The sequence below is a fragment of the Dyella dinghuensis genome (genome assembly GCF_003977615.1).
Classification (GTDB): domain Bacteria; phylum Pseudomonadota; class Gammaproteobacteria; order Xanthomonadales; family Rhodanobacteraceae; genus Dyella_B; species Dyella_B dinghuensis.
This window is the reverse complement of the sequence record NZ_RYZR01000003.1, coordinates 84,785-109,979: the sequence shown is the minus strand read 5'-3', so window position 1 is coordinate 109,979 and position 25,195 is coordinate 84,785. Positions and strand designations below refer to the sequence as shown.

The window sequence follows — 25,195 nt, the reverse complement described above, 5'->3', positions numbered from 1 at the left end:
GAAATCATTATGTCGTCTGTCAACGTAACGCGCGTAGATAGCGCCTTTTTGAGCGAAGAAAAGCACGCGATGGCGAAGCGCATTTCTGTCAGGATCATGCGCGTCATGGCGATCGGTGTTTGCGTGGCGAGCGCAAGTGGCCTCGCCTTGGCTCAGCAGAACTCATGGCCTTCCACCAAGCTCAACGAACCCACACCGAATGTGCCCGGAATGCCGGCGATTCTCGCCAAGAATCTGGCGAACTTCGACGACCTGGATTTCCACGTCTACAGCGGACAGCAGTGGGAGAACCTGCATAAGAGCCATGGCAAGGACGTCATCGTGCATTATCCGGACGGTCATACCACCAAGGGCATTCCAGCTCACATCAAGGAGCTGAATTTCATGTGGACGTTCGCGCCGGATAACCGCATCACCGAGCATCCGATACGTTTCGGCACCGCCGACGGGCAATGGACGGCCATCATGGGTTTCCTGGATGGCACTTTTACCAAGCCCATGGTGCTGGGTAACGGCAAAGTCATCCAGCCGACAGGGAAGGCCTACCATCTCGCGATGGCCACGCTCGGCCACTGGAACAAGGAGGGCGTGATGGACGAGGAATATCTGTTCTGGGACAACGCCACGCTCATGCAGCAGATTGGCGCAAACCCTTAGGCGCCTTTTCAATCTCAGCGATGTCAATGTCGCCGTGGGCCCGTCAACCTAATTGAGATGGAGAAAGCAATGAGCCAGCCGTTCACTGTGGGTGTTTTAGTCGGAAGCCTGCGAAAGGATTCGGTGAACTTGAAACTGGCGAATGTGCTGGCCAGTTTGGGTCACGGGATGATGTTTGATTTCATCCCGATTGCCGATCTTCCTCTCTATAACCCCGATCTGGATGGCCCGGATGCACCGGTTGCGTGGGGCCAGTTTCGCGCGCGCATTCGTGCCGTGGATGCGGTGTTGTTCGTGACGCCCGAGTACAACCGTTCGATACCTGGTGGTTTGAAGAACGCGCTGGATGTTGGCTCACGGCCGATGGGCCGTAGTGTCTGGAACGGAAAACCTGCTGCGATCGCGACAGCATCCCCGGGTGGCATCGGCGGCTTCGGTGCAAATCACGTCCTGCGTCAATCGCTCGTATTTCTCAATATGCCCGCTATGCAACAGCCCGAAGCGTATATCGGCGGCGCCTTTGATTTGCTCGATGCGGAAGGGCGCCTCGTTAAGCGGGAAACGAAAAGTTTCCTGGAAAGCTTTATGCGTCACTTCGAAATTTGGATTGTACGCAACGTCAGCGACGATCTAAGGGTGCGTGCATTGTCATGATTCATGCGGTACAAACCGTATCGTCGACACCCTTTGATGGCATCGCACGCATTTTTCGGTTACGCCGGGCAGGGACTTCACGCTTATATTTTTTCTCGAGATTGGGACCAGTCGAAGGGCATGACAACGGATATTCCGACGGAATTGCTAGCAAGACAGCAATTTCCCAAACCCTTTTCCTCTGCGTGTGGTCACGACGACACAACTTCATCCCAAATAGTGTCTATATCGCCATCGGCGATAACGTCGTAAGCGGTCAGGCCGCGAAACGATCCCTGATGCTTGCACATCCATCGGGCGGCGTTGATACGGCTGCCCGTACGATATACAAGCATATCTGCAAGTAGCGGATGACATTTTTCCAGAGCACAGAATGCATCCAGCATCAGCTTGTCGCGCATGGCTATAAGCTTCGCGATATCTGGCGAAACGCTAGAGAAATCCATATCGGATTTTTCGTGCCTGCGCCGATCCAGTGTGCGCGAACGACTTGAATCCGTAGCGATTGCCGATTCAACGGGAGTTCTCATTGCTCGTGCCTCACACCGGATTGGATCGCGCGCAAAAACCGGACGACATCCGTGGCGCGCCCTTCGAGAACCAGTTGTTCCGCTGTCATGGAATCGAGCTCACGGATTTTTACGTGCTGGTACCAAAAAATCACCGCATTCGGATTCGGCTCGATTTCCTGCGCGGTGCGTAAAACGGACAACACCTCCGCGACAGCAATATTGATGGCAGCGCCTTGGCCCCCGTGAAAATGCAATGCTTGATTGCTGGTAGTCACCGATGATGCGGTCTTTCTGAGGAGCTGAATACGAAAGGCCATGACAAGTCACCTCTAGGGAAGCGAGGACGGCCTTTAAAAAATAGAGGTTTCACTTATTATTTTGCTTGTGTTTTTTCAGCAGATTTGACGTGTCTGACCACGCAGCGGCATTCATTCGCAGAGGCAGGTGACTTTCAGAGTCGCAAGCCATCAGCAACTGCAAGGCCTCAGCACTTCACGTGAAACGGCTGCCTCAGTGACCGAGAGTCGCTAGCGAAGCCACTGCCTGCCTGCATAGACAAAACGTGCAGAAATCCTGAGGGCGGCGCGTGTTCCTTTTCCGGACGGCGCCGTACCGATGGTGAATCGGCCACCGATTCGGCGCGCCCTTTCACGTATGCCCTGCAAACCCCAGTGCCCCGATTTCCCGCGGACCAACGCAGAAGGGTCCATACCCCGGCCATTGTCGACGACCGTGATGTTCAACTCGCGTCGGCCATAGTGCAGTTCGACATGCAAGTCGCTCGCTCCTGAGTGACGGAATGCGTTGGTGACCAGTTCGCCAACAATGGCATGGACGTCGCCGGCAGCCGTTGCGTTCAGAGATCGGGGCTTACCCTCCACATGCATTGAAAATGCTGTGGGGTAGACTTCGCTAAGACGATTTGCCAAGTGGGCGATATCGGTCGGTAGATCTTCCAGTGGCTCAGCCAGCGAACGCAGTTCACCGATCTTGTCACGACCTTCGTTCAACGCGTTCTCGGTAACGGAAAGCGCCTTGTCGAGTTTCTGCCTGGCGGTGTCCTCGGTCACGCTGCGCGCGGCGACCTCCACATGCATTAGCAGGCTTTGAAAGTTCTGCAGAATGGTGTCGTGGAAGTCCCGCGCCATGTTCTCTCGTTCGCGTGCGCGCGCGTCGAGTTGCGCATAGATGTGCCTTAGATGCATCAGATACAACAACGATAGTCCTGCGATAGCAAGTGCGAAGCACAGGACCTTGAACCACCAGGTCTGGTAGAACTCAGGCAGTATCTGAAAAGCAAGGACGGTGGGCTGCTGCGCCCAAACCCCGTCGGCATTGGATGCCTCGACCTGAAACAGGTAATGGCCATACCCCAGATTTGCGTAGTGGGCTTCGCGCCGATCGCTGGCCACCTGCCAGTCATCGTCGATACCTTTGAGGAGGTAGCGAAAATGCGACTCGGAAGGCGTCGAGAGCGTGGGAGCCGCGTACCCAATCGTAACGCTTCGGGTACCTTTTTCCAGCGCAGGAATCGATGCGCCCGAAAAACGCACGTCGTGATCATTGATTGATTCGATCGATACGTGCGGCGCTGCAGGGATGGGTGGCATGTGCAGTGCGTCGATCGAGGCCACACCTTGCCGCAATGAAACCCACAGACGACCATTGTCGGAAGCGACGAGATTTCTGGGGCTTTCCACGCCATCAGCTTGATCGAACAAGGTGTACGCGACGGCGTGATCCGCCACCGCCAAGGCCGACAGGACTTCCGCGCCAGTTACGCGGTACAGGCCACGGGGAGATGCTATCCAGACGTCGCCGTTAGTCAGCTGAATGACGTCGGTTGCGTTTTCAAAGCGCTCGCCATGCGTACCAACAAGTCGATGAAAATGCGCGCCGGTTTTGACCACGATACCGCCATCACCCGCGATCCAGAGGCCGGAGATACCTTGACGCAGTTTCGTGAGCGCACCTAGATCGAGTCCGCTTTGCGCTGTGTAGACGGTTGTTTTTCCCTGATCGATCGATTTCAACTTGCCTGAGGTGTAGGCAAGCCATGTCCGCGTGCCTTCGAACTGGATGCTCGTGGCCGCGTGTGGGTCGATGGTGGTCCAGATGTGACCGTCCCATCGGGTGATGCCGCTGAATCGCATCGAGACCCACAGCGAACCGTCGCTGGCCAACTGCATGTCCAGCCAGTATGGCCTCGGGTTTGCGGACGACGCTTTTTGTCCCGGTACGGGAGGAATAGGGACCTCGCTAACCCGGCCATTGATGTAGTGCTCGATACCTTTGTCGCCACTGAACCAGACGCTGCCATCCGGGCCGCTTGTAATGCAAGGTGCGAAACCGTCAATCTCTGGATGCACCGTGACTGTCTCGCCAATGTGGAGCGGTGGCGTGGCTGAAGAACTGACAACCCATAGCGCATGATCGCTGTCTTCAATTAGCGCTGGCCAATAGACAGGCAAGGGAAGCACCAGCGGTATAAAACGCGTGGCACGAAACTGCTCCAGCCCTTCGGGTGTGGCAATCCACACGTTGCCTTGGCTGTCGCTAAAGTCAGCCGTCACCTGAATATCAGAGTGACTGTCGGAAGCCTCGATGTTTTCCGTGACAAGTTGTTGCTGGCCAGATTGATTGTCTGTGTGCAGCCTCGCCAACTTGCCGTTGGTGGGTATCCAGAGTGCGCCAGTCCGATCGACGATCAGATCGGCGCTTACGCCACCACTCGGGTAGACAGCGGCGGTTGGCAGGTTGGCCATAGCCGCAATGCCGTTGTCCACGGTGTCGTGCTCAAAGCGCTGCGCGCCGGGGCGGAGTCGATACGCACCGCTTGCGGTGAATATCCAATAAGAACCATCCACCCCCGTGCCTGTCACCCATACGAATTTCGCATCGATGCCATCGGATGGGCCGACAGGACGCCAGGCGCCGTCGACGAGCCGATAGACTTTGGTTGCTGTCACAAGCCAAAGCGAACCATCGGCCATCTGCTTGAACGACATGACGGTACTTCCGCTCAAGCCGCGGTCCATTTGTTCCGCGATGCCGTTATGGACGCGCGTTACCGTCCCGTGCAAGCCGCCGATCCACAGATTTCCATCCTTGTCGCCGTACAGCGCTGTAATCACCTCGGGTGGAAGCTGGCCTTTCAGCATAGGCACAACGTTTAGACCGTCGAAACGAAACAGTCCGGTGGGGGCGCCGAGCCATAAATAGCCATCCTTGTCCTCGGTGATAGCGTAGATCGTTGACGGCAGACCATCCTTGACCGTGAACAAGGTGCGTTGCAGCTGTGGCAGCTGCAGAAATGCCGGTTTGGCAGGCACAGCACCCGCGTGCACCGCGGCAGCGGCAACCAGGCAGATCAGCAAGCACCAGCGTGCAAGATGACGGACGACAACACAGGCACGAATTGGAAGAAGACTTTTCATGCGGCCAAGTAGTCCTCGACGCGTCATTGCTGAAACTCAGAGAACAGAAGCATCGCGCAATGCAACGCAGCTGCCGCTCTTGAGCAAGGTGCCCCAGGTCGGACCAGGATTGTGATCGCCGGGGCAGAGTGATTAGCCCGTGTTACCGGGGGTATAGTGAAGATCGGCTTTGGAGACAAGAGCCAAGACTCGACTGGAAAAAACGGCGATCATCGATGCCATCCGATATGTGCATTGGACAGCGAGCTTCGACATGACTCGGATCGTCGAGCAGGACTGCCACATAGCGAGGAGAGTCTTGAGCTTCATTAGTTGTAATTGAGGCCAATTTACGTGGCTTGTCTGAAGTTCAAGATGCAGCGCTGCTGGAGTGGCACCACATCGCAAATTGCGCATAATGTATATTATGTCAAATATTGGAAAGAGCCTGAAAAAGGCTGGCTCTGGATGTGGGCCAGTTTTTCGTAATACCTGCCAGTTAACCGCAATCTTCCGGCCAGTTAATCGCAATAACTAGGCCAATTAAACGTAACTTTTCCGGGCCTTGTACGCTTGCCTCTCGCATACATTCCACGAGGTAATTCCGAAGGACTGAACCACTCGTGTTGCTGCGCGCCCCTCGACCGGTTCAATCAACCTTTTCGTAGGATGCCGGGACTTGCGATTCGATCAGCTGACGTACCTTGTCCGCATCTTCAGGTGTCACCGGGTTGTGGACCACCATACTGAGATCGGATCGTCCGTCCACCACAAAGGATGAAAATTCCATTGCGATCATTCCAACTTCAGGGTGCCTAAGCTGCTTGATGCCCTCTCCATAATGGCAAACATCGTGGTCACTCCACATCTTCGCGAATTCAGGGCTGTTGCGACTCATTTCATCGATGAGTGCCTCAACTTCTTTTGAGGCTCCCGCTCGCGCCGCATCGGCCCGGAACGCGGCCACGACAAATCGCGCGATGCTTTCCCAATGAAGTTGCCGCTCTCGAATATGGGGATTGCCAAACAGGAGGCGAAGTACATTTCGCTGCTCAACCGGAAGCGCAGCATAGTCGGCGAGCACCACCGTGGCAGCACGATTCCACGCAACGATGTCCCAGGTGCTCGTCTTTATGATCGCCGGGCTGAGTTCTAATGCGTCAAGTATGCGTTGTAGTCGAGGCGTAACACCTTCAGGTGCCTGGTAGCGAACTTTGGGTGGACGGCCAAGCGCGAGAAGAAAGACGTGTTCGCGCTCGACATCGGTCAGCATTAAAGCGTGTGCAATGCGATCGACTACATCGGCTGACGGCGCCCCGCCCCGCCCTTGCTCAAGCCACGTGTACCACGTGGCGCTTACGTTCGCGCGTTGAGCCACTTCTTCGCGTCGCAGACCGGGCGTTCGCCGGCGAGTCCCGACAAGACCAAAGGCTGCGGGATCGAGTTTGGTGCGACGGTCCTTGAGATAGGTGCCAAGCGAATTGTCAGTCGTGGTGGACATCATATAGAACCTATTAGTCATTATACCTGTGTAACGTCACTACTTTACCCGGATAACGTCGAGGCGGAGAGTAGCCTACTCCAATACAAACCTCGCAGGTAGTGCTCATGTTCACCATGCAGATATCTGGGACACGTAGGCGTCTCAGTAAGATTTCCTACGTGCTGGGCACCACGAGTGCTCTTGCCCTGTTACTCAGTGGATGCCGCGGCGGTGGCGCATCTACTACGGCAGCCGCGACGGCAGCGCCGGACGTCAGTGTGGCCACGGTGAAATCCACCCAAGTACACGAATGGGATGAATTTAATGGCAGGGTCTCCGCGATCGGCACAGTGGAAATTCGCCCTCGTGTGAGCGGTTACGTTCAACGCGTGGCCTATACGGAGGGCGATGAGGTCAAACAGGGCGATATCTTGTTCGTGATCGATCCACGTCCTTATCAAGACGCATTGGACAGCGCTACGGCGCAGCTCGCGCACGCCAAAGCGACTGCACAGCTTGCGCAGTTGCAGTACAAGCGTGCGCAAATTCTCATGCAGTCTGCGGCTATTTCCCATGAGGAGTTCGAGGCTCGCCGTGCCGACTACGATCAGGGCAGCGCCGACGTGCAAACAGCACTGGCTGCGGTGGCTACGGCCAAGCTCAATCTGAGCTTCACCGAAATACGCGCGCCCATCAGCGGCCGCACCAGCCGCGCCATGCTCACTGCAGGCAACCTCGCCCAAGCCGATCAGACGTTGCTCACCATGTTGGTGTCGCAGGATCCGGTATATGTGTATTTCGACTGCGATGAACAAAGTTTTTTGCGCTACAGCTCCCTGATGCGTCAACAAGGGCGAACAGCGCAAGGCAGCCCGGTGCGGGTGGGCTTGGCCAATGAAGCGGAGTATCCGCACCTGGGCACGGTCGACTTCCTGGACAATCAGGTCGATCCGACTACGGGCACGTTGCGCGCACGCGCCATTCTCCCCAATCCCACACATCAATTTACGCCGGGTCTGTTCGCGCGCGTAGAGCTGGATGACCGCGGACAGTACAAGGCGCTTTTGATCAGCGACCGGGCTGTGCTTACCGACCAGGATCGCAAATACGTCTACGTGCTCGGCCCGAATAACACGGCGATGCGCAAAGACGTGCAACTTGGCCGCATCGTAAACGGTTTACGCGTGGTGGAGTCGGGATTGGCCGAGGGTGACAAGGTCGTTGTCGACGGCACACAAAAAATCTTCTTCCCCGGTGCGTCGGTCCAACCACATGACGTCACTATGGATGCCGCCCTGTCGGATACACAGACGGCGATGAACTGACGAGGGCCTCACCCATGGACTTTTCAAAATTTTTCATTGAACGGCCGATCTTTGCGATCGTGCTGTCCATCATCATCTTTGCGGTCGGATTGATTGCCATTCCCATACTACCGGTCAGCGAATATCCGGAAGTGGTGCCCCCAAGCGTCATTGTGCACGCGACGTATCCTGGCGCTAACCCCAAAGAAATCGCCGACTCCGTAGCGGAACCGTTGGAAGAGGCAATTAACGGCGTCGAAGGCATCATGTATATGAAGTCGGTCGCTGGCTCCGATGGTAGCTTGCAGGTCGTCGTCACGTTCCTGCCCGGCGTGGATCCAGACACGGCTGCCGTACGCGTCCAGAACCGCGTCAGTCAGGCACTCTCGCGCTTACCGGATGCGGTGCGCCAGTATGGTGTGACCACTCAGAAACAGTCGCCCACGCCGCTGATGTACATGGGACTGTATTCGCCGGATAGTCGTTATGACACCCTGTATCTGCGCAATTACCTTACGCTGCACGTCAAGGATGAGCTGTCTCGCATCCCAGGCATCGGCGACGTAGAGCTATATGGTGCAGGCGATTACGCCATGCGTGTCTGGCTCGATCCGGACAAGCTTGCTTCGCGCGGACTGACCGCCGGTGACGCGATCAGTGCGATACGCGAACAGAACGTGGAAGTCTCGGCCGGTCAGCTCGGCGCCGAACCCTCGCCAAAAAACACGGATTATCTGATCTCCATCAATGTGCGCGGGCGCCTGCGTACGGAGCAGGAGTTTGCCAATATCGTGGTAAAAAATGGCGCGAACGGCCAGATTACGCGTCTGTCGGACGTCGCCCGTGTGGAACTCGGCGCAAGCGACTACACCTTACACGCCATGATCGACACCAAAAACACTGCGACAGTCGGCATCTTCCTCTCGCCAGGTGCTAACGCGATTGGCGTCGCCAACGCGGTGTACGCGAAAATGGACGAGCTGTCACGCAGTTTTCCGCCAGGCGTGGCTTATCGTGCCCAATGGGATCCAACCGTATTTGTGCGTGAGTCGATTCGCGCCGTCCAGCACACGCTGTTCGAGGCGGTGATTCTGGTCGTGGTGGTCGTGATCCTGTTTCTTCAGACGTGGCGCGCGTCAATCATCCCACTGGTTGCGGTACCAGTTTCCATCGTGGGTACCTTCGCCTGGTTGTGCTTGCTGGGTTACTCGATTAACACGTTGACCCTGTTCGGCCTGGTACTAGCGATCGGTATCGTGGTCGACGATGCCATCGTGGTGGTGGAGAACGTCGAGCGCAATATCGAACAGGGGCTAGATCCTCGTGCGGCAGCGCACCAGGCGATGAAAGAGGTGTCTGGACCGATCGTGGCGATCGCGCTGGTGCTGTGCGCGGTATTCGTGCCGATGGCCTTTCTCTCCGGCGTGACCGGACAGTTCTACAAGCAGTTCGCAGTGACCATTGCGATCTCCACCGTCATCTCGGCGGTCAACTCGTTGACATTGTCGCCTGCGTTGGCAGCGAAATTGCTGACGAGTCATCATGCGCCGAAAGACAGACTGGCGCTTTGGATCGAGCGCGCATTCGGCTGGTTGTTCGGTCCGTTTAACCGCTTCTTCCAGCGCAGCTCGGATCGCTACCACGGCACAGTCGCACATACGCTGAGTCGGCGCGGCGGAATCTTTGCCGTCTATGTGGGCTTATTGATCGCAACGGGCTTCTTGTTCCACATTGTACCGAGCGGATTCGTCCCCACCCAGGACAAGCTCTTTCTGTTCGCAGGTGCGAAATTGCCGCCGGGCGCATCGCTCGCCCGCACCGATGCGATCACGCATCAGATGGTCCAGATCGCGCATACGGTGGATGGTGTAGATACAGTAGTCGCCTATTCCGGCTTTAACGCACTGCAGTACGTCAACACACCCAATCTCACGGCGTCGTACATCATCCTCAAGCCGTTCGACGAGCGCCATCTCACGGCCGCGCAGATCAATACGGAAATTAACGCGAAGTTCGCGAGCATCAAGGGCGGCTTTGCCTACGCACTATTACCGCCGCCGATCCAAGGACTCGGCAGCGGCTCCGGCTATTCGCTGTACCTGGAAGATCGTGGAGGCCTGGGTTATGGCGCGCTGCAGGATGCCCTGAACAAGTTCCAAGCCGCGATCGCGAAAACGCCGGGTATGAGCTATCCGGTCAGCTCCTATCAAGCGAACATCCCACAGTTGGAGGTGAAGGTGGATCGCGTGCAGGCTAAGGCGCAAGGTGTAGCTCTCAGCGATCTTTTCGACACACTGCAAACCTACCTCGGTTCGGTCTACGTTAACGACTTCAACGTGTTTGGACGCGTCTACCGCGTCATGGCACAGGCCGACACCACCCATCGCCAGCGTGCTGAGGACATCACGCGATTGTATACACGTAATAATCGCAACGAGATGGTGCCGATCGGTTCGATGGTCACTGTCGTGCCCAGCTACGGCCCCGACCCGGTAATGCGCTACAACGGCTATCCGGCTGCGGACCTGATCGGTGACGCTGACCCGAAAGTCATGTCCTCCGGCCAGACGATTGCCAAACTGCAGGAGCTTGCCAACAAGGTACTCCCGCCCGGCATCACGCTTGAATGGACGGATCTGAGCTATCAGCAGGTTACGCAAAGCAACGCGGCAGTGATCGTGTTTCCACTCTCTGTCATGCTGGCGTTTCTAGTGTTGTCCGCGTTGTACGAAAGCTGGACGTTGCCGCTGGCGGTGATTCTGATCGTGCCAGTATGCATGTGTGCAGCGTTGCTCGGCGTGCGGCTCTCCGGCGGCGACAACAACGTTTTCGTGCAAGTTGGCCTGGTGGTATTAATGGGCCTAGCGTGCAAGAACGCGATCTTGATCGTCGAGTTCGCGCGTGAATTGGAAATGCAAGGCATGGGCACGGTGGAGGCAGCGCTGGAAGCATGCCGTCTGCGTCTGCGTCCCATCGTGATGACATCCGTGGCTTTCATTGCAGGCTCCGTGCCGCTGTTGTTAGGACATGGCGCAGGCAGCGAAGTGCGCGCGGCGACCGGAGTGACGGTGTTCTCCGGCATGCTCGGCGTCACGCTGTTTGGTCTGTTCCTCACCCCAGTGTTCTACGTCACCCTGCGCAAACTCGCGCCGGGCAATCCATCGTGGAAAGGCGAGCACAGCTCGTTCGAAGGCGATCTCGCCGTCCTGGAGAACGCTCATGACTAAACTGATCCGTCCCCTCGCTGCGGCCATCACACTGGCTTTGGCCGCGTGCGCCGTCGGTCCGAATTTTCATCAACCGAAGATGGCACTCCCCGCGCAGTATGCGCATCAGGCTGAGCCTGATTCATCCACCAGCGCGATGTTGCCGGATCCCGCCGATGCCGAGTTCTGGCAAAGCTTCGGGGATCCACAGTTGAGTGCGCTGGTAAGCCAAGCGCTAGACGCCAACAAGGATCTACGTGTATCGCTGGCGCACTATGACAGTGCCAATGCCTTACTGCGTGAGGCGAAGTTCGATTATGTCCCCACCATCACCGCGAGCGCGCTGGGTGGCCACGAGGAAGTAAGTCAGGCGCTCTCTTACGGTTATCCGCGTAGCTATCACGATTACAGTGTGGGTGCGAATGCGAGCTGGGAGCTCGATCTGTTCGGTCGCGTGCGCCGCAGTGTCGAAGCACAACGTGCGCAAACGGCAGCGAGCGCCGAAGATCTTGCAGCCTTGCAGGTGGCCATCGCGGGAGAAACCGCACGCACCTATATCCAGTTGCGTGGCTTGCAGGAGCGCTTGCGCATTACCCGTGAAAATCTGGCCAACCAAACGGAAACATTGCAATTGGTCGAGGCGAGTCTGGACGCAGGCCGCGGCACAACGTTCGACACGGCGAGAGCTCGTGCACAGTGCGAGACCACGGCATCACAGATCCCCTCTTTGGAGGCGCAGATTGCCGTGGCGGAACATCGTCTCGCCGTCTTGACCGGACGTCCGCCGGAGGCATTGATCGCGGAACTCGACCCAGCCAAGCCGTTGCCCGCCGTACCTATGCAAGTCGATCCCGGCACACCGGCCGATCTGCTGCGCAGACGACCCGATATCGCTGCAGCCGAAGCGCGCCTGCATGCCGCGACAGCACAAGTAGGCGTCGCGACCGCGGATCTGTTCCCGCGCGTTACCTTACTTGGAGCACTTGGCACGCAGGCGATTACGACCGGTGGTTTGTTTCAGAGTGGAAGCCAGACCAGTTTGGCGGCATTCGGTATCGATTGGTCCTTCCTTGATGTCGGCCGCGTGCGCGCTCGACTCGCCGCCAGCCGTGCCGATGCGGCGGGGATGCTTGCGCAATACCAACAGACCGTGTTGCTCGCGCTGGAAGATACGGAGAACGCGCTGGTACGGTACGCCAAGACACGTAATGAGGATGAGCAGCTCGAGCGCGCCGCACGCGATAGCGAGCAAGCGGCCGCGTTGGCGCGTACCCGTTACCGCGCGGGAGCAATCGATCTATACGAAGTGTTGGATGCCGAGCGTAACGTGCTCATTGCACAGGACGCGTTCGCCGATAGCCGTACGCGCAGTGCAACGGCTGCGGTGGCGTTGTATCAGTCATTGGCAGGTGGCTGGCCGCAGCATGACGTGGCGCAACACGTGGCAAGTACAACCAAAGAGTAAAGCCCGTCACGTCCTCTCCTTAAGGAGAGGACGCTGTATCGCGTGCATCAGACAAATTGAGAGAGGTTTGAGGTATGAATGAATTCTGGCAGCACCCACTTTTCAAAACGGGAACTAGAGATCCGGCTGATATGGTTGATCTGTGCGCCGGCGATGCGCAGGGCGCACAGTTTATTTTCAGAGTACGGCGAGAGACGCTGACCACTGACAAACTGAGTGGTTATCTGGTGTTTCCACGCCAGAGTCAGGTCAGTACTTTCAATGGTGGCGTCGTCGAGCTGAAAACCCTTTGTCTCGCGTTGACGTATGAACAAGTGATCCGCGACTCCAGGTTCGATCATCGGGTTTAAGTGCTGTCGCGCGACATACGTCAACAATGCAGTTCGATGTCATCGTGGATTTGGTAGGTTTGCGAATGCCAAAACATCGGCTTGAGGATCAACTTAGGGGCTGCCATCGCTTGACAAGCGGCTAAGTAATCCTCAAATGCTTCCGGACAATGGCGCAACAGTTGAACTGCGTCCGCAGGCCACTACCATTTTTCTTGAAGTAGCGACTAACCGCATCCGTTTTATTGGACTTCACTTCTGCAACGAGGGGCGCCTCGTAGTTCTTAGGAAAGGCTGTAGTAGTACTCCGAAAAGTAATATCCGCCGTATTCCCCCGTTTTTACCAGGCTCTCTCGTACATTATTCGGTACCCATGCTGCAAACGTCTCGCGTTCGCCCTGAAGGCTTTCGCGAGGCGGCAGCACAAACGTTTCAATGCTCGCATGCAAATAATCAGGAAGCTTCTCCTTGAGAATATCTTGCGCATAGGCGGCGTCTACTGCCACGGCCAACGCCAGACGATAACCTTTACTGGTCGCCGCATACACCACTTGTGCGATGTGTAACTCGACTTGGGTGACGCTATCGGCATCTTCTTGATCGTCGTCCATCACGTCGCTCCGTTTCGGTGACCTAAGGAACATGGGGGAGTCCGTCAGCTGATGGCGCCGCCATCTGCATCTGCGGGCAGGCATGGCGTGATGATGAGTGCATCAAATTGGTTGCGCAACGTTGAAATGTCGTACGACATCGCGGCAGAGACGGTCCACAGCGGTATATCGATGGTGCGACAGACCTGCGCGATAAATGCATCACGTTGTTGTGCACGTTTTGTCTGATGCGAGCGGTCGTTAAGTTCCACCACGCATATCACCGTTAAGTCGGTCGCACGGCAAATGACGTAGTCAAAATGTTTCGCCGCAATGCGGTTGAGCGCGGCCTGATGCAAGGGACGACGCAGCCCCGGTTTGACGTGGGCGATGTCGGCCACGCGGACTTTTCCAAACACGCGGTAGTTCGAACCCACGGCCGTGGTCAACCCGGCAAGAAAGCTTCGTTCCGCGGGCGAGAACAGCGCCTTCGCACGCACGTAGGGAAAATTAATCGTTCCCTTGCGCTGAAAGCGCGTGGTGAGGAGTAGCACCACCCCAAACAAGGCGATGGAAAAAACGATGAGGTAGCTGTGCATGGGAACGTGATACCCCGAGAAGTTGTTGTGTGATCGTCGTGCAACACGCGATGCGGAGGCGTGACCCGAATCGGGTCATACGATAATAATTAGTGAAGTCGTGAGGCAGGAGAAACGGGTGGAAGACCAACGACCCTACGAACTGGTCCCGTTGCAACGGCTATTACGCACGTTGGACGAGGAAACGCGCCTTGACCTAGAGGCCATGCCTCGATTTATTCGTTGGTTTGACCATGAGCGCCTGTCGAGCTTTGGCGGTTTGACCGCACGACAGTTGGTGCAGGACGGGCGCGAAAACGATGTGGCGCGTTATCTGGCCACCGTGCTCAAGGGGTTCATCGGATAACGCCTTCCCGTGATCCGTGACGTGCTGACCCGGGCCGGGCCACACTCGAGGGAGTGACCCGAATTGGGTCACTGGGTGACCCGGGGAGGGGAAGTCTCTATAGCCAGTTAATTGCCCTACTCTATCGGCCTATAATTTATCTATTACACTGAAAATAAAACATATTATTGTCATTTTAAGATAGCGAATAATGGCACTTATTTGCTATCTTAGGTTAACGGCGTCATCTTGGCGCCGCCGAGACGGCAGCGATGACCAATCCAATCACCCTCCCCCTACGCGTGGTCGACGCCTTGCAAGAGCTCGCGTCCGTGCCGGCGGTGTCGCCCGACATTCACGCGCCGCGCCCTGCGTTAGCCGCGTCGGTCGAAGCGGTACTCGAACGACTCGGCACCTGGTCCGCGGACTTTGCCGAAGGCAGCGCGCCAGCAACGGTGAAAGCCGTGCGCTCCGACTGGACGCAGTACTTGGCGTGGTGCGAAGCGAATAGGGCAACTCCCCTTCCCGCTTCCGTAGGACAACTGGAAGCGTTTCTTTCCTCGACGATCGACAAGGGACGCAAGCGTGCGACGGTTGACCGTTATCTCTACACGGTCGGTTTGGTGCACATAGCGGCGGGCTTACCGAGCCCGTCGAAGGATCCGGATTGGCCCGTGAAATGGAAGAAATTGATTCGCCGACTGAAGACCATGGGCGGCCATACGCGCAAACAAGCTGGCGAATTGGATATGGCCGGCATCGAAACCATCTTGGCCTCGCTCGGCGATACACCGCGTGATTTACGCGATGCTGCATTGCTATCGATCGCGTCCGACACCCTATGTCGCGAATCGGAATTGGTGGCCATTCGCGTGGAAGATCTGCATCACAACCGGAGGCGCAATACTTGGTCATTGCATGTGCCCTTCTCCAAGACAAACCAAGATGGCACTACACCTGACTATCGTTTTGTGAGCGCCCAAACGATTGAGCGCGTCCGTGCTTGGCAAGCAATTGCCAGTATCAAAGAAGGCGTGCTCTTTCGACCTCTTGGCGGTCGGCCTAAAGCGAATGAGGCGGGAGAAAACCATGCGTTATTGCCCCAGGAAGTGGCGCGGATTTTTCGGCGACGGGCGAAAGCTGCAGGTTTAGAACACGCAATGAAGATAAGTGGGCATTCGACACGCATTGGTTCGGCGAATGATTTAGCCGAACATGGTGCAACGGGAACGCAGATTCAGCTTGCTGGCGGATGGAAGACCGATCGCATGGTCATCTATTACACCCGACGATCTCAAGCAGGAACCAACGCAATGGCACAATTGCGTGAAGCGCGGTCAACACCCGATACCGAAGCGAATATTTCTGCGGTTGCAGATGGTGAGAGGGCCTAGCATAGATGGCTGTGTTGTCGCGATCATACAAAAAAGCTGGGATGATCATGCTTGTAGTTATGTCGATGATCGTACCTTGACGGGCTCGTTTTCTTCCCGCATGCGAAAGTTATACGCTTGGCAGAAAAACGATAAAACCGAACCTACCAGATGCCATTCTGATCTGAAGGAGCCTTCAAGAGGAGGAAGAATGCAGGGCTTGCGAGAGTTACTTTATAGTGTGCAGTCTAAAGCAGGCCCAGACTTTTCCGGTGTCGGAGTCTTGGTTTGCGATGAGCCCGAGAATATTCCGATCTATCCCCTTCGACCATTATCGGTACCTAGGGCGCATACAGCACTGGATGATTATCTCGCCGAGATCAGCACGCTCAGTAGCGAGTTTCACGATGGCTTTCATGTGATATCCACGCAAGGACAATTGCTGAAGGTCGCGCAATACTTTTCGCCGCCAATCGTTTCAAGCGCCACTATTGACTACAGAAGAAGGTTTGGAGGGCGTTACCTTGCCGCGTTATTTGGATCGGCACTCTCGCCGGTTAGTATGGCTGGCATTGCGAGTCATGGTTTTGGAATTGCCCTCTTTCGAGACGGTATTGAAGTCCATTTTGAGGACACCGCATGATCAGCCTCTTACCTATCACGCGTGTGATTAGTTGGATTGCGATGGCGTATGCCGTTGTCATCATCGTCGTGGGCATCGCTTCGTCGACACAAACACCGCTCGGTTGGCATACGGTGCATCAAGCCATCACATACGGCACGGTGCTATCGGCGCTTCTGGGGGCCTTAGCGTCATTCGGCTGGAAGCTTCTATGGAGATTCTTTCCCAGTCTCAATCAACGGCTCTTTCCGCTCCTAGATGGCGAGTGGAGTATGACGATTCACTGGCAACGGAACAATGAGAGTGGTGAGGTGAGCGCGAAAGCAATTATCAAGCAGACGCTCCTCGCTATTAGCATGGAGGTTTTAGCTGATGACTCGAATTCAGAGACGTTAATTGCCCAGCCTAAGCGAGATGCCGAGTCGGGTACACCCATTCTTTACTACGTCTATCGCGTCACACCGAAGCTAAGAAGAGGCGAAACTCAGTCACCATATTTGGGATCGGCTATCCTGAAGTTTTATCCCTTCGTGGATCACATCGAATTGAGTGGAAATTACTTCACAAGTGCCTCTACGGCAGGTCACTTTGAGCTGTCCCGGATATCGACGAGCACTTAGCGCCGACGTCGACCTGCCAATAGCCGATAGGCCGGTCGCGGCGGATGGCGATTTGGCATTTGCATACCAATGATGTTGACGGGCACGCGTGTGACCGAATGGATTGTATCCCCCTGGTAGACTTCGCAATCCATGAAATGTCGACCTAGATACGCGGCACGCTCGTTCCGTGATAAACCGCCCGTGTCGTATGCGCTATGTCCGAGATCGTTCTTGCGAAAGGCCTCATCGCCGACATTGCGCACTACCCACCTGACGCGCGCAAGTGGCGGCAAAACGCCGGGATTGGTAATGTGAAAATCCAGCGTTTCACCGAGACGAACGAATTCGACTTCACCTGTATAGCGTCGGGCAAAGTGCCCGTCCTTGCCGTGAATGTCGATGGCGATGACGGGTGTCGACACCATCAATCCCGTACCCGGCATGGCCTTGGCTAGACCCTCAACATCGGGCAATGGAAAAAGAAAGTCAAAAGCTTCGGCCCAAACTATTGCCGCATCGCCCTCTTCTTCGCATTCGCAAGCACGCGTAGCCGTACTGGCGAATGCGCGTAGCTTCGTCATGAAGGTACGGAACGCATTGTCGTCCAAACGATTGATATTCCGATCATGATCAGTTGCTACGGGGTTTTCTACACGCGGGTCGGCGCGCAGCCGTTCCTCGATAGCCACCACGATCTCCTGCAGCAGGTCATCGTCCTGCAGTTCGCGGTCACCGATATGCGCCACGAAGGCATCTACGCACAAGACAGTTAGAAACAACGAGCTCGGCCGCATTTTAGGCTGCTCGGCGAAAGTGAGCGAGGCCCAAGCCTTGACGTATCGCACGACGCGTCTCACCCGGGCTCGTTCTGGGCCGCCCAATCGTGCCTGGAACCACTTCAACATCTGCTCGGGATCGCTTTGCTCCCATCCCTTGTTCAAAGTAGCTAACTGAGTATTCTTTGTGGTGGTTTCAAAGTGATAAATCGGCACGTCAATGTGAAACTGCTGGTCGAACATGACTCGGGAGCACCGCTGTTTTGCTGGTTCCGAGATATCTTTGACTTCATCAACGTTATCGCGGTAGTCCATCAGCGAGGCTTGCAACAGCGTTCGCAATTGTACGTGCGTCCACTTCTCTCGGTCGAAGGCGTCCCATTCTACGTAGACCCCCAGGTCCACGTCGTATTCGTCTTTGGTATGGATGGGGCGAATCAACGTGTGCAATTTGTAAGAGCCCTGCAACCAAGTGGATACCTCACAACCCGTTCGTCGTGCGATATCTTGGCGCAGGTAAGACTCTAGATCGTCCTTCCTTTCACGCAGGTAGTTCATCTGATCGTCGCTCGGGCGTACGCGTTTGTTGAGCGAGTCCTGATCGGCAGTCGAACTAAAGAATAATGAGGAAGCGGCACCCATTTTACGATTCCTTGATGATCCATTGGCCCGGCGTGTGCGCAAGGAACTGTTTGATCGGCGCTGTTCCCATTACATCGCTTACATCTTTGGCGGCCCAACCCAAGAGTGCATCCCGTGCCGCGTAGCTTGCGTTATCCAAGTTGAGGTTTCGCATCACATCATCCATAGGTGTGTTGTCGATCCGAAGGTATTGATCGCCCAATCGATGCTGGACTAATTGATTAGAGAACTGCTGTTGGGCAGAGAGGATCGTGCGAAGCAATGGAAAGCCCGATGGCTTGAGCCAGTGAGCGACGCCCATATCACGCCGCCGCCCGTGGGGCATGGAGTATCTTGAAGAGAGCGTACCAATGCTTAGCATGCGCACACGATTGTCCGGTTTGCCAAAGAATTTCGACGCTTCGTGCAACGCCACCAAATCGGGTGCGTTGGCAAATAACCCGCCATCCGCAAAGAGCTGATTGTCGATTTCGGCAACAGGAAAATAAATCGGTGCAGCTGCAGTTGCCAACGCCACGTCGATAGCCGCATATTTATGGTCACGCACCCAGTCAGGATGATGGCGGGTCTTTAGGATTTGTTGCTTGCCGGTGGTTAGATTGAGCGTCGGGATGAGAAGAGCGTGCCGCGCATCGCTTAGCAACGCTTGATGATCAATCAGGCCAGCGATCACGTTTTTTAGTGGCTCCGTACGAAATCGGCTGGCGAAAAGTCCGGCTAACTTCGACTTGGGCGGAAAGATTGTCTGGCCATCCTCCTTGAAAGTCTCAACGACTCGGCGCATCGGCACCTCAAAGGCGATGGCTAACGCGATGATGCCGCCAATCGAAGTGCCCGCGATCAAATCAAAACACTGACCGATCGGTCGCCCTGTTTCTTCTTCCAGGCGCTCCAGAACATGCGCCGTATAAAGTCCACGATAACCACCACCGGACAGCGCAAGTATGTGGAAATCCGAGTCGTCGACACGATTCACATCATTATCGAGAGTCATGCGCTTGAACCCCTTTCATTTACCTGTCGAACAACACATGGCCAATGGCGAATGCGACCCTACCTGATTAAACACGCACCGAAGATGCGTCCGAAACGCAATAGTGTGAATTGCGGCCGAGCTCCTCTGAGTTCAAACTCCGGCCGCTTTCGTAGCGGCCCGTCATAGACTCAATGAGGATTGTGCACATTTAGGGTGCGGTGACGAGTTTGGGATCAACCTGGGCAATACCGTTGTGATCGCCACATCCGATCCACCAGTCCTCGTCGGTCCCTGCGATCACAAACAACATTACTTCATGGGTCACCGCTCGAATGGCCGCCCACGCGTGCTTATCTATCGAAGACGGATTCGGGTGCATCTCGGGATGCGTGTGCCATTCGCCAAGATAGTCGATCTTACGATCGGTGTTCTTCCACATTCGAAGAGCCTTCGCTGCATGCGAGGGGTCTTCGCGTTTAAAGGAGATGCGTGTAGCGTGGTCCCCACGTGCTGGAAAGCTAGCCGATACAACGTGTAAGTGGGGATCTCGGCGATAACCGAGTAACACGCCACCTTGTTCTGGAGCGATCTTGCTGCGTTGACGGTGTCGCGCAATGGCGCCCAACACCTCACCTTCAAGCAGGATTAATCCTCCTGTATTAACGGGGTTCACTAGTACGACGTCTTGGCCAATTGGCTTCGCGAAAACCACTTACCCCACCTTTGACGCTTGGATAGGCGAGCTACACACCGGGCAATGCGGTAATGGTTCTGGGTTCTGATTCTTGTTGTGGATGACATCCGCGTTCGGGCGTTCCAGGAAACGAAGACGCGGCGACACGTTGCCCTGCAACCAATCGGCGACCATTTCACTGGCCATCGCAGCAGCGTGCATGGGCGCCGAGACGGCGTAAGGCGTAACGGCCTGGCAACCCCGCATCACCCACTGCGGCTCATCCGTCTTGCCGATGCGAAAGCGTGGCTCGCGTTGGCTTTGCGGATCGTTCTTGCGCAAACAAGCGAAGCAGGCGCCTTTGCGTCCGGAGTCGACCCACAGTGCTTGCACAGCATCGCCCTGCCCGTAGATCCGCACGTATAAGACCGGACACGCCGACACTCCTGCCGTGAGGTGACGAACATTGATCGCTTCACTCAGCGCTTCTTCACCCGTGGCGTCGATCACTAGGTCATCGCGAAACAAAGCATCCACCTTCAGCACATCCCCTACCTCCTCTTCAACATTTGCGGTGGGATGCAAGCGTCGCAACTCAGCGACCAATTCGGTCGCCTTGAATTTGAACAGGGAGGGATAACCCAAGAGGTTCCGACTAACGTTGCCACCTTCCATCGTGTCGTGATCCACGATGCGAAGTCGCCCATGCTTTCCTTGGCCTGCGCCCATTTGAACAAGCGCTTTGGCGACATGACTGCCGATGGCTCCGCCACCGATCAGCGTAATGCGTTTGCCAAACAAATTCTTTTGCTCGAGCCCTAGGTTGCGGGCATAGACGAACTCTGGACTCCAATCCAAGACGGAAAGACGCGTCACGGTAATCTCCCGACTGTGCCGATGAAGCCGCTGTCGATAATTGGTCGCTTTGCGCATCCCCAAGATCCGCTGCGACCTGTCCCCCAGGTCGAAAGTGAGACCCAACCAGCCAGCTGGGCTTCGGATCATCAGGAAGAGGATAGGCATGTTCAGATATGCGCGGTCGTATCCCAAACGATCCTGCAGCGCTTGATACATGTTGGGATCCCACGCCTTCGCCCAGGTAAAAAGGTCATACACCGTTCTTGGAAATGCCTCACTCATAGGGGGCCATCGGTCGGTGTGAAACACCCATCCCGAATTGTTCCCACGATCACGAAGCGTGCGGCCCGTTGAGACTACGATTGAGCGGAGCTGATCAACGTCATCTCCAAACATCGCAAAGGGGAATTCGCCACCTTCCGCGAAGGTGACGTTCATGTGGGTGGTCTTGTCAGCAATCGAGCCCTTCACTACGGGGATTGGTGGCGGCTGCTGGCCGGCGTCCCAGTTCGCCAGATACTCGCGGATGAATTCTCCTTGGCGATAGGTGGAATCACGAGCTAACTCGTTCAATACTACGGTAGCCTGAGCGAGGCATTGCCCGACGGCCGCCACCGGATCGTGGCGGTTGAGCAGTACCGATCCGGGCGTGAAATAGCAAAGTCCATTCAATGCGCTCAAATGTGCCTGGACACCGTCCAGACACGCAGGGCGTTCGATCACCCGAATGTGTGGATAACGAATGAAGTCCCAGTCACTAATCGTGATCTCGACCGGGACATCCCCGAATAGACACATCAGGTTGCCCCGAAACCGCAGCGTCTCCCTGCGCCGGTTGACATAGGCCAAACCTCGCTCAACCAGGTATTGGGACACCGCGATTTGTGCCGGTGTCATCATTGCTCACCCCGCATAAGACGAATTGACCTTGGGTGCGATCACCTCGCGGGCTGGCGTCGCACGAATACGGTCAGCCGGATGGTCGTCTACGATGTCAGCTTCGCGATGTGGCAAGCGCGCACCGAAATGTCCACGCAGTGCCGCCAGCACGGCAAGCTTGTCCAAGCCTGGCTCAGTCATGGCCTGGCGTAAGGTTGTGGCCAGTTGCGTCAGACGCTGATGCGCATCCAGTCGACCCTTCGGGTCCATGCGATTGAAGTTGTGATCGGCATCAATACCCTCTTCGTGGTAATCGTGCAGTACAGCCTCGGCAATGGCATATGCGACGTCGGCCAAAGTGCGATCATCCCGGGCAGGCCATTTTGCAAAGTGGCGCGTCGCAGCGAGCATCAACAACACTGAACTCGGACCGTTCGTCTCCCATTGCATATCGCGCCATGCTTTTAGATAGCGCCAGCAGCGACGCAACTGATCACCCTGAGTATCGGCCTGATCGCGAAACCAACGCGCAATCGCTTCCGCGTCTGACCGTTCCCACGTTCCATCACGGGTGGCGACCATGAAGTCGTCAAAGTCGTCCCAGTCCTGCTCGGGTTCGAATTCATACGCTTCGGCGAGCAACTGTCGGTTCAACGCGCCATCCATGGCCTTTTGCATATCTGCGTATTCCACATGGCGATCATTGACCTGCAGAAATTTTTCTTTGGGGGCGGCGTACAGCGCAACATCGATGTGCGCGCCTTGCCCCACGTGCACGCGGATACATCGCGGCTTGTTTTTACCAGGGTGCCACCCTTCTTGTTCACAGAGCTCTTTCAACAGGCGTTCCACTAGGTCGAAGTAAGCGGACGCCGCCACGCGGGGAGTGGCGGCGTCCTCCCAGGCGTCGACGGGCAAATAAACACCGTAATCCCAATCCATCTCCTGGGTTGGTTGTGCAGGTTGAACGCATGCCCGATAAGCCCACGAACCCTGCGTTTTAAAACGCGGTGACACTTTTTGCGGTAAACCCAAGATATCCATAGACGCGGCTTCGATGCCACGCAGCAGATGATCGCGAATTTTATTCTTTGCTGCTCGTAATGCACTTTCTTGAGTGCTCGTGGGGACGATGGCGTCATAAAGGCCGCCACTACCGGCGAACAGGGCATGAAACTTACGCATAGGCTTGTTCTCCTCGCACCGCGCGGGCGCCGTAATGGAAGGTGTTCGTAGCAGCCGAATACGCCAACAACTTCCGAATGAGTGGTTCGTTCAACATCTTGCGAGCGCGATCATCGGCAAACCTGCGCAAAATGCGCCGCGCTTTCTCATTGGTGCAATCCAACTCCACCGATTTTTCCAACGTGCCATCAACATTATCGTCCGCGCGGAAATAACGCTCCTCTGTGAGGCGATGGCGCAACATGTAATCCGTCGTGGTCTCACTGGATGAGATGGCCAAACCGAAAAGCCGCTTGGGCATGTTCAATGGGTTGAGCGTTCCCCAATCGAACATGCCACCGCTTCCACTTTCGGCAGGCCCGGCGTTGACCTTTACCGACATCGTTCCGATCGAAAGTAGTCGCACCGCCGAAGCAGGCACGTCCATGAAGTGCTCCATTTCATGAAGGGCGAGCAATCCGGGCGAATTGGCGAAGAGCCCACCATCCACAAACTGCCTATCATCGACGACGTGACGTGGGAAATACCGAGGCGCTGCACTGGTGGCCAACGCGACATCGACCAGCCGCAGTTTGTAGTCATTCCGGAACGAAGGATCATGGGGCGTTTTAAAAACGGTGGGATTGCCGGTGCCGTAATTGATCGCAGGCACGATCACACGATGGACGCAGTCACCCAGCTTGCGCTTGCCGAAGATATCCTCGCTCGCCAGAAGATTCGCCAACCCCGTCGGCGAATACAGCGACTGGAAGATGCCGGACCACGAGCGACGCTTGAAGATGCTGTCGCCGTGTTCTTCGAACAGGCCGACCAACCGTGATGTAGGGATTTCGCAGGCAAGAGCCAGCGCGAGGATGCCGCCGATGGATGTGCCGCCCAGTAGGTCAAAATGGCGCGCGATGGGCTGACCGGCCGCCTCTTCTAGGGACGCCAGCAGTTTGGCGCTATACAACCCCCGGAAGCCGCCACCGGACAACGCAAGAATTTGGCCCTGGCAGGCCATAGATTCAGCCATATCAATACCCCACAAACGGTGAGCCCGGACCCCGGTCGCTGCCAGGTCCCTCGCCGGGCCTCAATCGGACGCATGTGGACGCGCGTCACATTTTTCAAGATCGAACCCAACACTTTGTGTGGTCCAGGCGTACTGACACCCATTAGTAGTGGTTTTGGATCGATTCAAACCGCTCCCGGAGGACAACTGTCTGAGCCAGCAGCCCTCAAGTTTCGCGCCGGCGGGTCGATAGCCTCTCGGCCAATCCCCTGGCCGCCCCTTGGAGAACCTCATGTGGAAATTGAAACTCGGTGCGATCAGCGTGATCGCAGCCGTGACCCTCGTGTGGACGGTCATGGACGTGTGGCACGGACTGTGGTGGCAGGCGCTCGCCACCGTGTCAGCCGGCACGATCGTGACCCTCAGGTCATTGCGTATCGGAGAAGGCGATGTCCCATGGGTCTATGTCGTGGCGATTGCTGCCTTTGGTTTGGGTGGGATGGGTCATTTCTTTTTTGAAAGTCCGCTCACCAATGGGAATCGTCAGCAGGCTCTGCTCTCCCTCACCGGTTCCTTCATGACCGTGTCGACGACCATGGGCCTACCTAAAGCGGCGCAGGACGAAGCGATGGCCGGGGTGATTGCCTGCTCCATGGAACCGAACAAGGATGCGTTGACCACGACGACGGATGCAATGAAGGCGGTTTATGAAACACCCGGAATGAGCATGGCAGACCGGGCCATCGGACCGCGGAACCCACCGTCACCGGAAGAATGCATCAACGCCTACCGGCAGACGCGCGCCATGCTCCCCTGGGCATTCCGTGAAGCCGAGAAAGACAATCCTTGGTTATTGGCGCAGTTGTAGGTAAACGCATTACGACAAAAGTAAGAAACAGGGTGGCGCGCGTGACGCGCCCACCCTTTGCGGGAAGAGATCAACGCGGACGGCGAGCAATGGGGGCGACGCGCCATCTTTTTCTTCGTGAACGTGTTCACCGAGGCGTCGCATGCGAAAGCGTTTTTAGATGGGACGCTCTATTGCAAATGCGCGCGCCGATCGGTGCGTTCAGGT

At 56.3% G+C, this 25,195-nt stretch carries 23 protein-coding genes; 10 read left to right on the top strand and 13 right to left on the bottom strand.

Annotated features, from left to right (window positions below; genetic code table 11):
* Positions 1-9 precede the first annotated feature (9 nt).
* Positions 10-657, top strand: a complete 648-nt coding sequence (locus EKH79_RS03645) for an ester cyclase (RefSeq protein WP_199754123.1) — start codon at positions 10-12, stop codon at positions 655-657.
* Positions 658-726: 69 nt separating this feature from the next.
* Complete coding sequence (locus EKH79_RS03640) at positions 727-1,311, top strand: NADPH-dependent FMN reductase (protein WP_126672446.1); 585 nt, start codon at positions 727-729, stop codon at positions 1,309-1,311.
* Positions 1,312-1,502: 191 nt separating this feature from the next.
* Here EKH79_RS03640 and EKH79_RS03635 read toward each other — a convergent pair whose 3' ends face one another.
* The 4 genes from EKH79_RS03635 to EKH79_RS03620 form a co-directional block, all read right to left on the bottom strand.
* Positions 1,503-1,712 (bottom strand): hypothetical protein, encoded by a 210-nt coding sequence (locus tag EKH79_RS03635; RefSeq protein WP_126672445.1) that lies wholly within the window; start codon positions 1,710-1,712, stop codon positions 1,503-1,505.
* Between the two features lie 125 nt (positions 1,713-1,837).
* Positions 1,838-2,140: a hypothetical protein gene (locus EKH79_RS03630; RefSeq protein ID WP_126672444.1), complete on the bottom strand. Its 303-nt coding sequence runs from the start codon at positions 2,138-2,140 to the stop codon at positions 1,838-1,840.
* A 210-nt stretch (positions 2,141-2,350) separates the two neighbouring features.
* Positions 2,351-5,260, bottom strand: a complete 2,910-nt coding sequence (locus EKH79_RS03625; RefSeq protein WP_158621187.1) for a sensor histidine kinase — start codon at positions 5,258-5,260, stop codon at positions 2,351-2,353.
* A 628-nt stretch (positions 5,261-5,888) separates the two neighbouring features.
* Complete coding sequence (locus tag EKH79_RS03620) at positions 5,889-6,740, bottom strand: helix-turn-helix transcriptional regulator (protein ID WP_126672442.1); 852 nt, start codon at positions 6,738-6,740, stop codon at positions 5,889-5,891.
* A gap of 116 nt (positions 6,741-6,856) precedes the next feature.
* Between EKH79_RS03620 and EKH79_RS03615 the strand changes: the two genes are divergently transcribed.
* Genes EKH79_RS03615 through EKH79_RS03605 form a run of 3 tightly spaced genes read left to right on the top strand, consistent with a single transcriptional unit; the run spans position 6,857 to position 12,697 of the window.
* Positions 6,857-8,047 (top strand): efflux RND transporter periplasmic adaptor subunit, encoded by a 1,191-nt coding sequence (locus tag EKH79_RS03615; RefSeq protein WP_126673037.1) that lies wholly within the window; start codon positions 6,857-6,859, stop codon positions 8,045-8,047.
* A gap of 14 nt (positions 8,048-8,061) precedes the next feature.
* Positions 8,062-11,253 (top strand): efflux RND transporter permease subunit, encoded by a 3,192-nt coding sequence (locus EKH79_RS03610; RefSeq protein WP_126672441.1) that lies wholly within the window; start codon positions 8,062-8,064, stop codon positions 11,251-11,253.
* Positions 11,246-12,697: an efflux transporter outer membrane subunit gene (locus tag EKH79_RS03605; RefSeq protein ID WP_126672440.1), complete on the top strand. Its 1,452-nt coding sequence runs from the start codon at positions 11,246-11,248 to the stop codon at positions 12,695-12,697. The genes EKH79_RS03610 and EKH79_RS03605 overlap by 8 nt, the downstream gene beginning before the upstream one ends.
* Before the next feature lie 47 nt (positions 12,698-12,744).
* Here EKH79_RS03605 and EKH79_RS03600 read toward each other — a convergent pair whose 3' ends face one another.
* The 3 genes from EKH79_RS03600 to EKH79_RS03590 all read right to left on the bottom strand — a co-directional run bounded on the left by EKH79_RS03600 (position 12,745) and on the right by EKH79_RS03590 (position 14,215).
* Positions 12,745-13,038: a hypothetical protein gene (locus EKH79_RS03600; RefSeq protein ID WP_126672439.1), complete on the bottom strand. Its 294-nt coding sequence runs from the start codon at positions 13,036-13,038 to the stop codon at positions 12,745-12,747.
* A gap of 272 nt (positions 13,039-13,310) precedes the next feature.
* Positions 13,311-13,637, bottom strand: coding sequence for a hypothetical protein (locus tag EKH79_RS03595; RefSeq protein ID WP_126672438.1), 327 nt, complete (start codon positions 13,635-13,637; stop codon positions 13,311-13,313).
* A gap of 44 nt (positions 13,638-13,681) precedes the next feature.
* On the bottom strand, positions 13,682-14,215 hold the full coding sequence (locus EKH79_RS03590; RefSeq protein ID WP_126672437.1) for a DUF2726 domain-containing protein: 534 nt from the start codon (positions 14,213-14,215) through the stop codon (positions 13,682-13,684).
* A gap of 118 nt (positions 14,216-14,333) precedes the next feature.
* Here EKH79_RS03590 and EKH79_RS03585 point away from each other — a divergent pair, with 118 nt between their 5' ends.
* The 4 genes from EKH79_RS03585 to EKH79_RS03570 all read left to right on the top strand — a co-directional run bounded on the left by EKH79_RS03585 (position 14,334) and on the right by EKH79_RS03570 (position 17,155).
* A complete protein-coding gene (locus tag EKH79_RS03585) occupies positions 14,334-14,561 on the top strand; it encodes a hypothetical protein (RefSeq protein WP_126672436.1) in 228 nt (75 codons plus the stop codon).
* 434 nt (positions 14,562-14,995) lie between these two features.
* Positions 14,996-15,934 (top strand): tyrosine-type recombinase/integrase, encoded by a 939-nt coding sequence (locus EKH79_RS03580; RefSeq protein WP_233590168.1) that lies wholly within the window; start codon positions 14,996-14,998, stop codon positions 15,932-15,934.
* A 190-nt stretch (positions 15,935-16,124) separates the two neighbouring features.
* Positions 16,125-16,556, top strand: a complete 432-nt coding sequence (locus tag EKH79_RS03575) for a hypothetical protein (RefSeq protein WP_126672434.1) — start codon at positions 16,125-16,127, stop codon at positions 16,554-16,556.
* Positions 16,553-17,155, top strand: a complete 603-nt coding sequence (locus tag EKH79_RS03570) for a Cap15 family cyclic dinucleotide receptor domain-containing protein (RefSeq protein WP_126672433.1) — start codon at positions 16,553-16,555, stop codon at positions 17,153-17,155. Before EKH79_RS03575 ends, EKH79_RS03570 begins: the two co-directional genes overlap by 4 nt.
* Here the strand turns inward: EKH79_RS03570 and EKH79_RS03565 are convergent.
* The 6 genes from EKH79_RS03565 to EKH79_RS03540 form a co-directional block, all read right to left on the bottom strand.
* Positions 17,152-18,555, bottom strand: coding sequence for a CBASS cGAMP synthase (locus EKH79_RS03565; protein WP_126672432.1), 1,404 nt, complete (start codon positions 18,553-18,555; stop codon positions 17,152-17,154). The two genes, EKH79_RS03570 and EKH79_RS03565, sit on opposite strands and share 4 nt — an antisense overlap.
* A 1-nt stretch (position 18,556) precedes the next feature.
* Positions 18,557-19,549, bottom strand: a complete 993-nt coding sequence (locus EKH79_RS03560; RefSeq protein WP_126672431.1) for a CBASS cGAMP-activated phospholipase — start codon at positions 19,547-19,549, stop codon at positions 18,557-18,559.
* Positions 19,550-19,739: 190 nt separating this feature from the next.
* On the bottom strand, positions 19,740-20,204 hold the full coding sequence (locus EKH79_RS03555) for a Mov34/MPN/PAD-1 family protein (RefSeq protein ID WP_267900442.1): 465 nt from the start codon (positions 20,202-20,204) through the stop codon (positions 19,740-19,742).
* A gap of 39 nt (positions 20,205-20,243) precedes the next feature.
* On the bottom strand, positions 20,244-21,962 hold the full coding sequence (locus EKH79_RS03550; RefSeq protein ID WP_126672429.1) for a HesA/MoeB/ThiF family protein: 1,719 nt from the start codon (positions 21,960-21,962) through the stop codon (positions 20,244-20,246).
* A 3-nt stretch (positions 21,963-21,965) separates the two neighbouring features.
* Positions 21,966-23,126, bottom strand: a complete 1,161-nt coding sequence (locus tag EKH79_RS03545; RefSeq protein ID WP_126672428.1) for a CBASS cGAMP synthase — start codon at positions 23,124-23,126, stop codon at positions 21,966-21,968.
* Complete coding sequence (locus tag EKH79_RS03540) at positions 23,119-24,156, bottom strand: CBASS cGAMP-activated phospholipase (RefSeq protein WP_199754121.1); 1,038 nt, start codon at positions 24,154-24,156, stop codon at positions 23,119-23,121. Before EKH79_RS03540 ends, EKH79_RS03545 begins: the two co-directional genes overlap by 8 nt.
* Positions 24,157-24,412: 256 nt before the next feature.
* Here EKH79_RS03540 and EKH79_RS03535 point away from each other — a divergent pair, with 256 nt between their 5' ends.
* Positions 24,413-24,988, top strand: coding sequence for a hypothetical protein (locus EKH79_RS03535; RefSeq protein ID WP_126672427.1), 576 nt, complete (start codon positions 24,413-24,415; stop codon positions 24,986-24,988).
* The last annotated feature ends 207 nt before the right edge of the window (positions 24,989-25,195 follow it).

Bases quoted from the DNA above. Each gene is read 5' to 3' on its own strand.
- EKH79_RS03645 (WP_199754123.1), top strand. From the start codon at position 10: ATGTCGTCTGTCAACGTAACGCGCGTAGATAGCGCCTTTTTGAGCGAA.
- EKH79_RS03640 (WP_126672446.1), top strand. From the start codon at position 727: ATGAGCCAGCCGTTCACTGTGGGTGTTTTAGTCGGAAGCCTGCGAAAG.
- EKH79_RS03635 (WP_126672445.1), bottom strand. From the start codon at position 1,712: ATGCGCGACAAGCTGATGCTGGATGCATTCTGTGCTCTGGAAAAATGT.
- EKH79_RS03630 (WP_126672444.1), bottom strand. From the start codon at position 2,140: ATGGCCTTTCGTATTCAGCTCCTCAGAAAGACCGCATCATCGGTGACT.
- EKH79_RS03625 (WP_158621187.1), bottom strand. From the start codon at position 5,260: ATGAAAAGTCTTCTTCCAATTCGTGCCTGTGTTGTCGTCCGTCATCTT.
- EKH79_RS03620 (WP_126672442.1), bottom strand. From the start codon at position 6,740: ATGTCCACCACGACTGACAATTCGCTTGGCACCTATCTCAAGGACCGT.
- EKH79_RS03615 (WP_126673037.1), top strand. From the start codon at position 6,857: ATGCAGATATCTGGGACACGTAGGCGTCTCAGTAAGATTTCCTACGTG.
- EKH79_RS03610 (WP_126672441.1), top strand. From the start codon at position 8,062: ATGGACTTTTCAAAATTTTTCATTGAACGGCCGATCTTTGCGATCGTG.
- EKH79_RS03605 (WP_126672440.1), top strand. From the start codon at position 11,246: ATGACTAAACTGATCCGTCCCCTCGCTGCGGCCATCACACTGGCTTTG.
- EKH79_RS03600 (WP_126672439.1), bottom strand. From the start codon at position 13,038: ATGATCGAACCTGGAGTCGCGGATCACTTGTTCATACGTCAACGCGAG.
- EKH79_RS03595 (WP_126672438.1), bottom strand. From the start codon at position 13,637: ATGGACGACGATCAAGAAGATGCCGATAGCGTCACCCAAGTCGAGTTA.
- EKH79_RS03590 (WP_126672437.1), bottom strand. From the start codon at position 14,215: ATGCACAGCTACCTCATCGTTTTTTCCATCGCCTTGTTTGGGGTGGTG.
- EKH79_RS03575 (WP_126672434.1), top strand. From the start codon at position 16,125: ATGCAGGGCTTGCGAGAGTTACTTTATAGTGTGCAGTCTAAAGCAGGC.
- EKH79_RS03570 (WP_126672433.1), top strand. From the start codon at position 16,553: ATGATCAGCCTCTTACCTATCACGCGTGTGATTAGTTGGATTGCGATG.
- EKH79_RS03565 (WP_126672432.1), bottom strand. From the start codon at position 18,555: ATGGGTGCCGCTTCCTCATTATTCTTTAGTTCGACTGCCGATCAGGAC.
- EKH79_RS03560 (WP_126672431.1), bottom strand. From the start codon at position 19,549: ATGACTCTCGATAATGATGTGAATCGTGTCGACGACTCGGATTTCCAC.
- EKH79_RS03550 (WP_126672429.1), bottom strand. From the start codon at position 21,962: ATGATGACACCGGCACAAATCGCGGTGTCCCAATACCTGGTTGAGCGA.
- EKH79_RS03545 (WP_126672428.1), bottom strand. From the start codon at position 23,126: ATGCGTAAGTTTCATGCCCTGTTCGCCGGTAGTGGCGGCCTTTATGAC.
- EKH79_RS03535 (WP_126672427.1), top strand. From the start codon at position 24,413: ATGTGGAAATTGAAACTCGGTGCGATCAGCGTGATCGCAGCCGTGACC.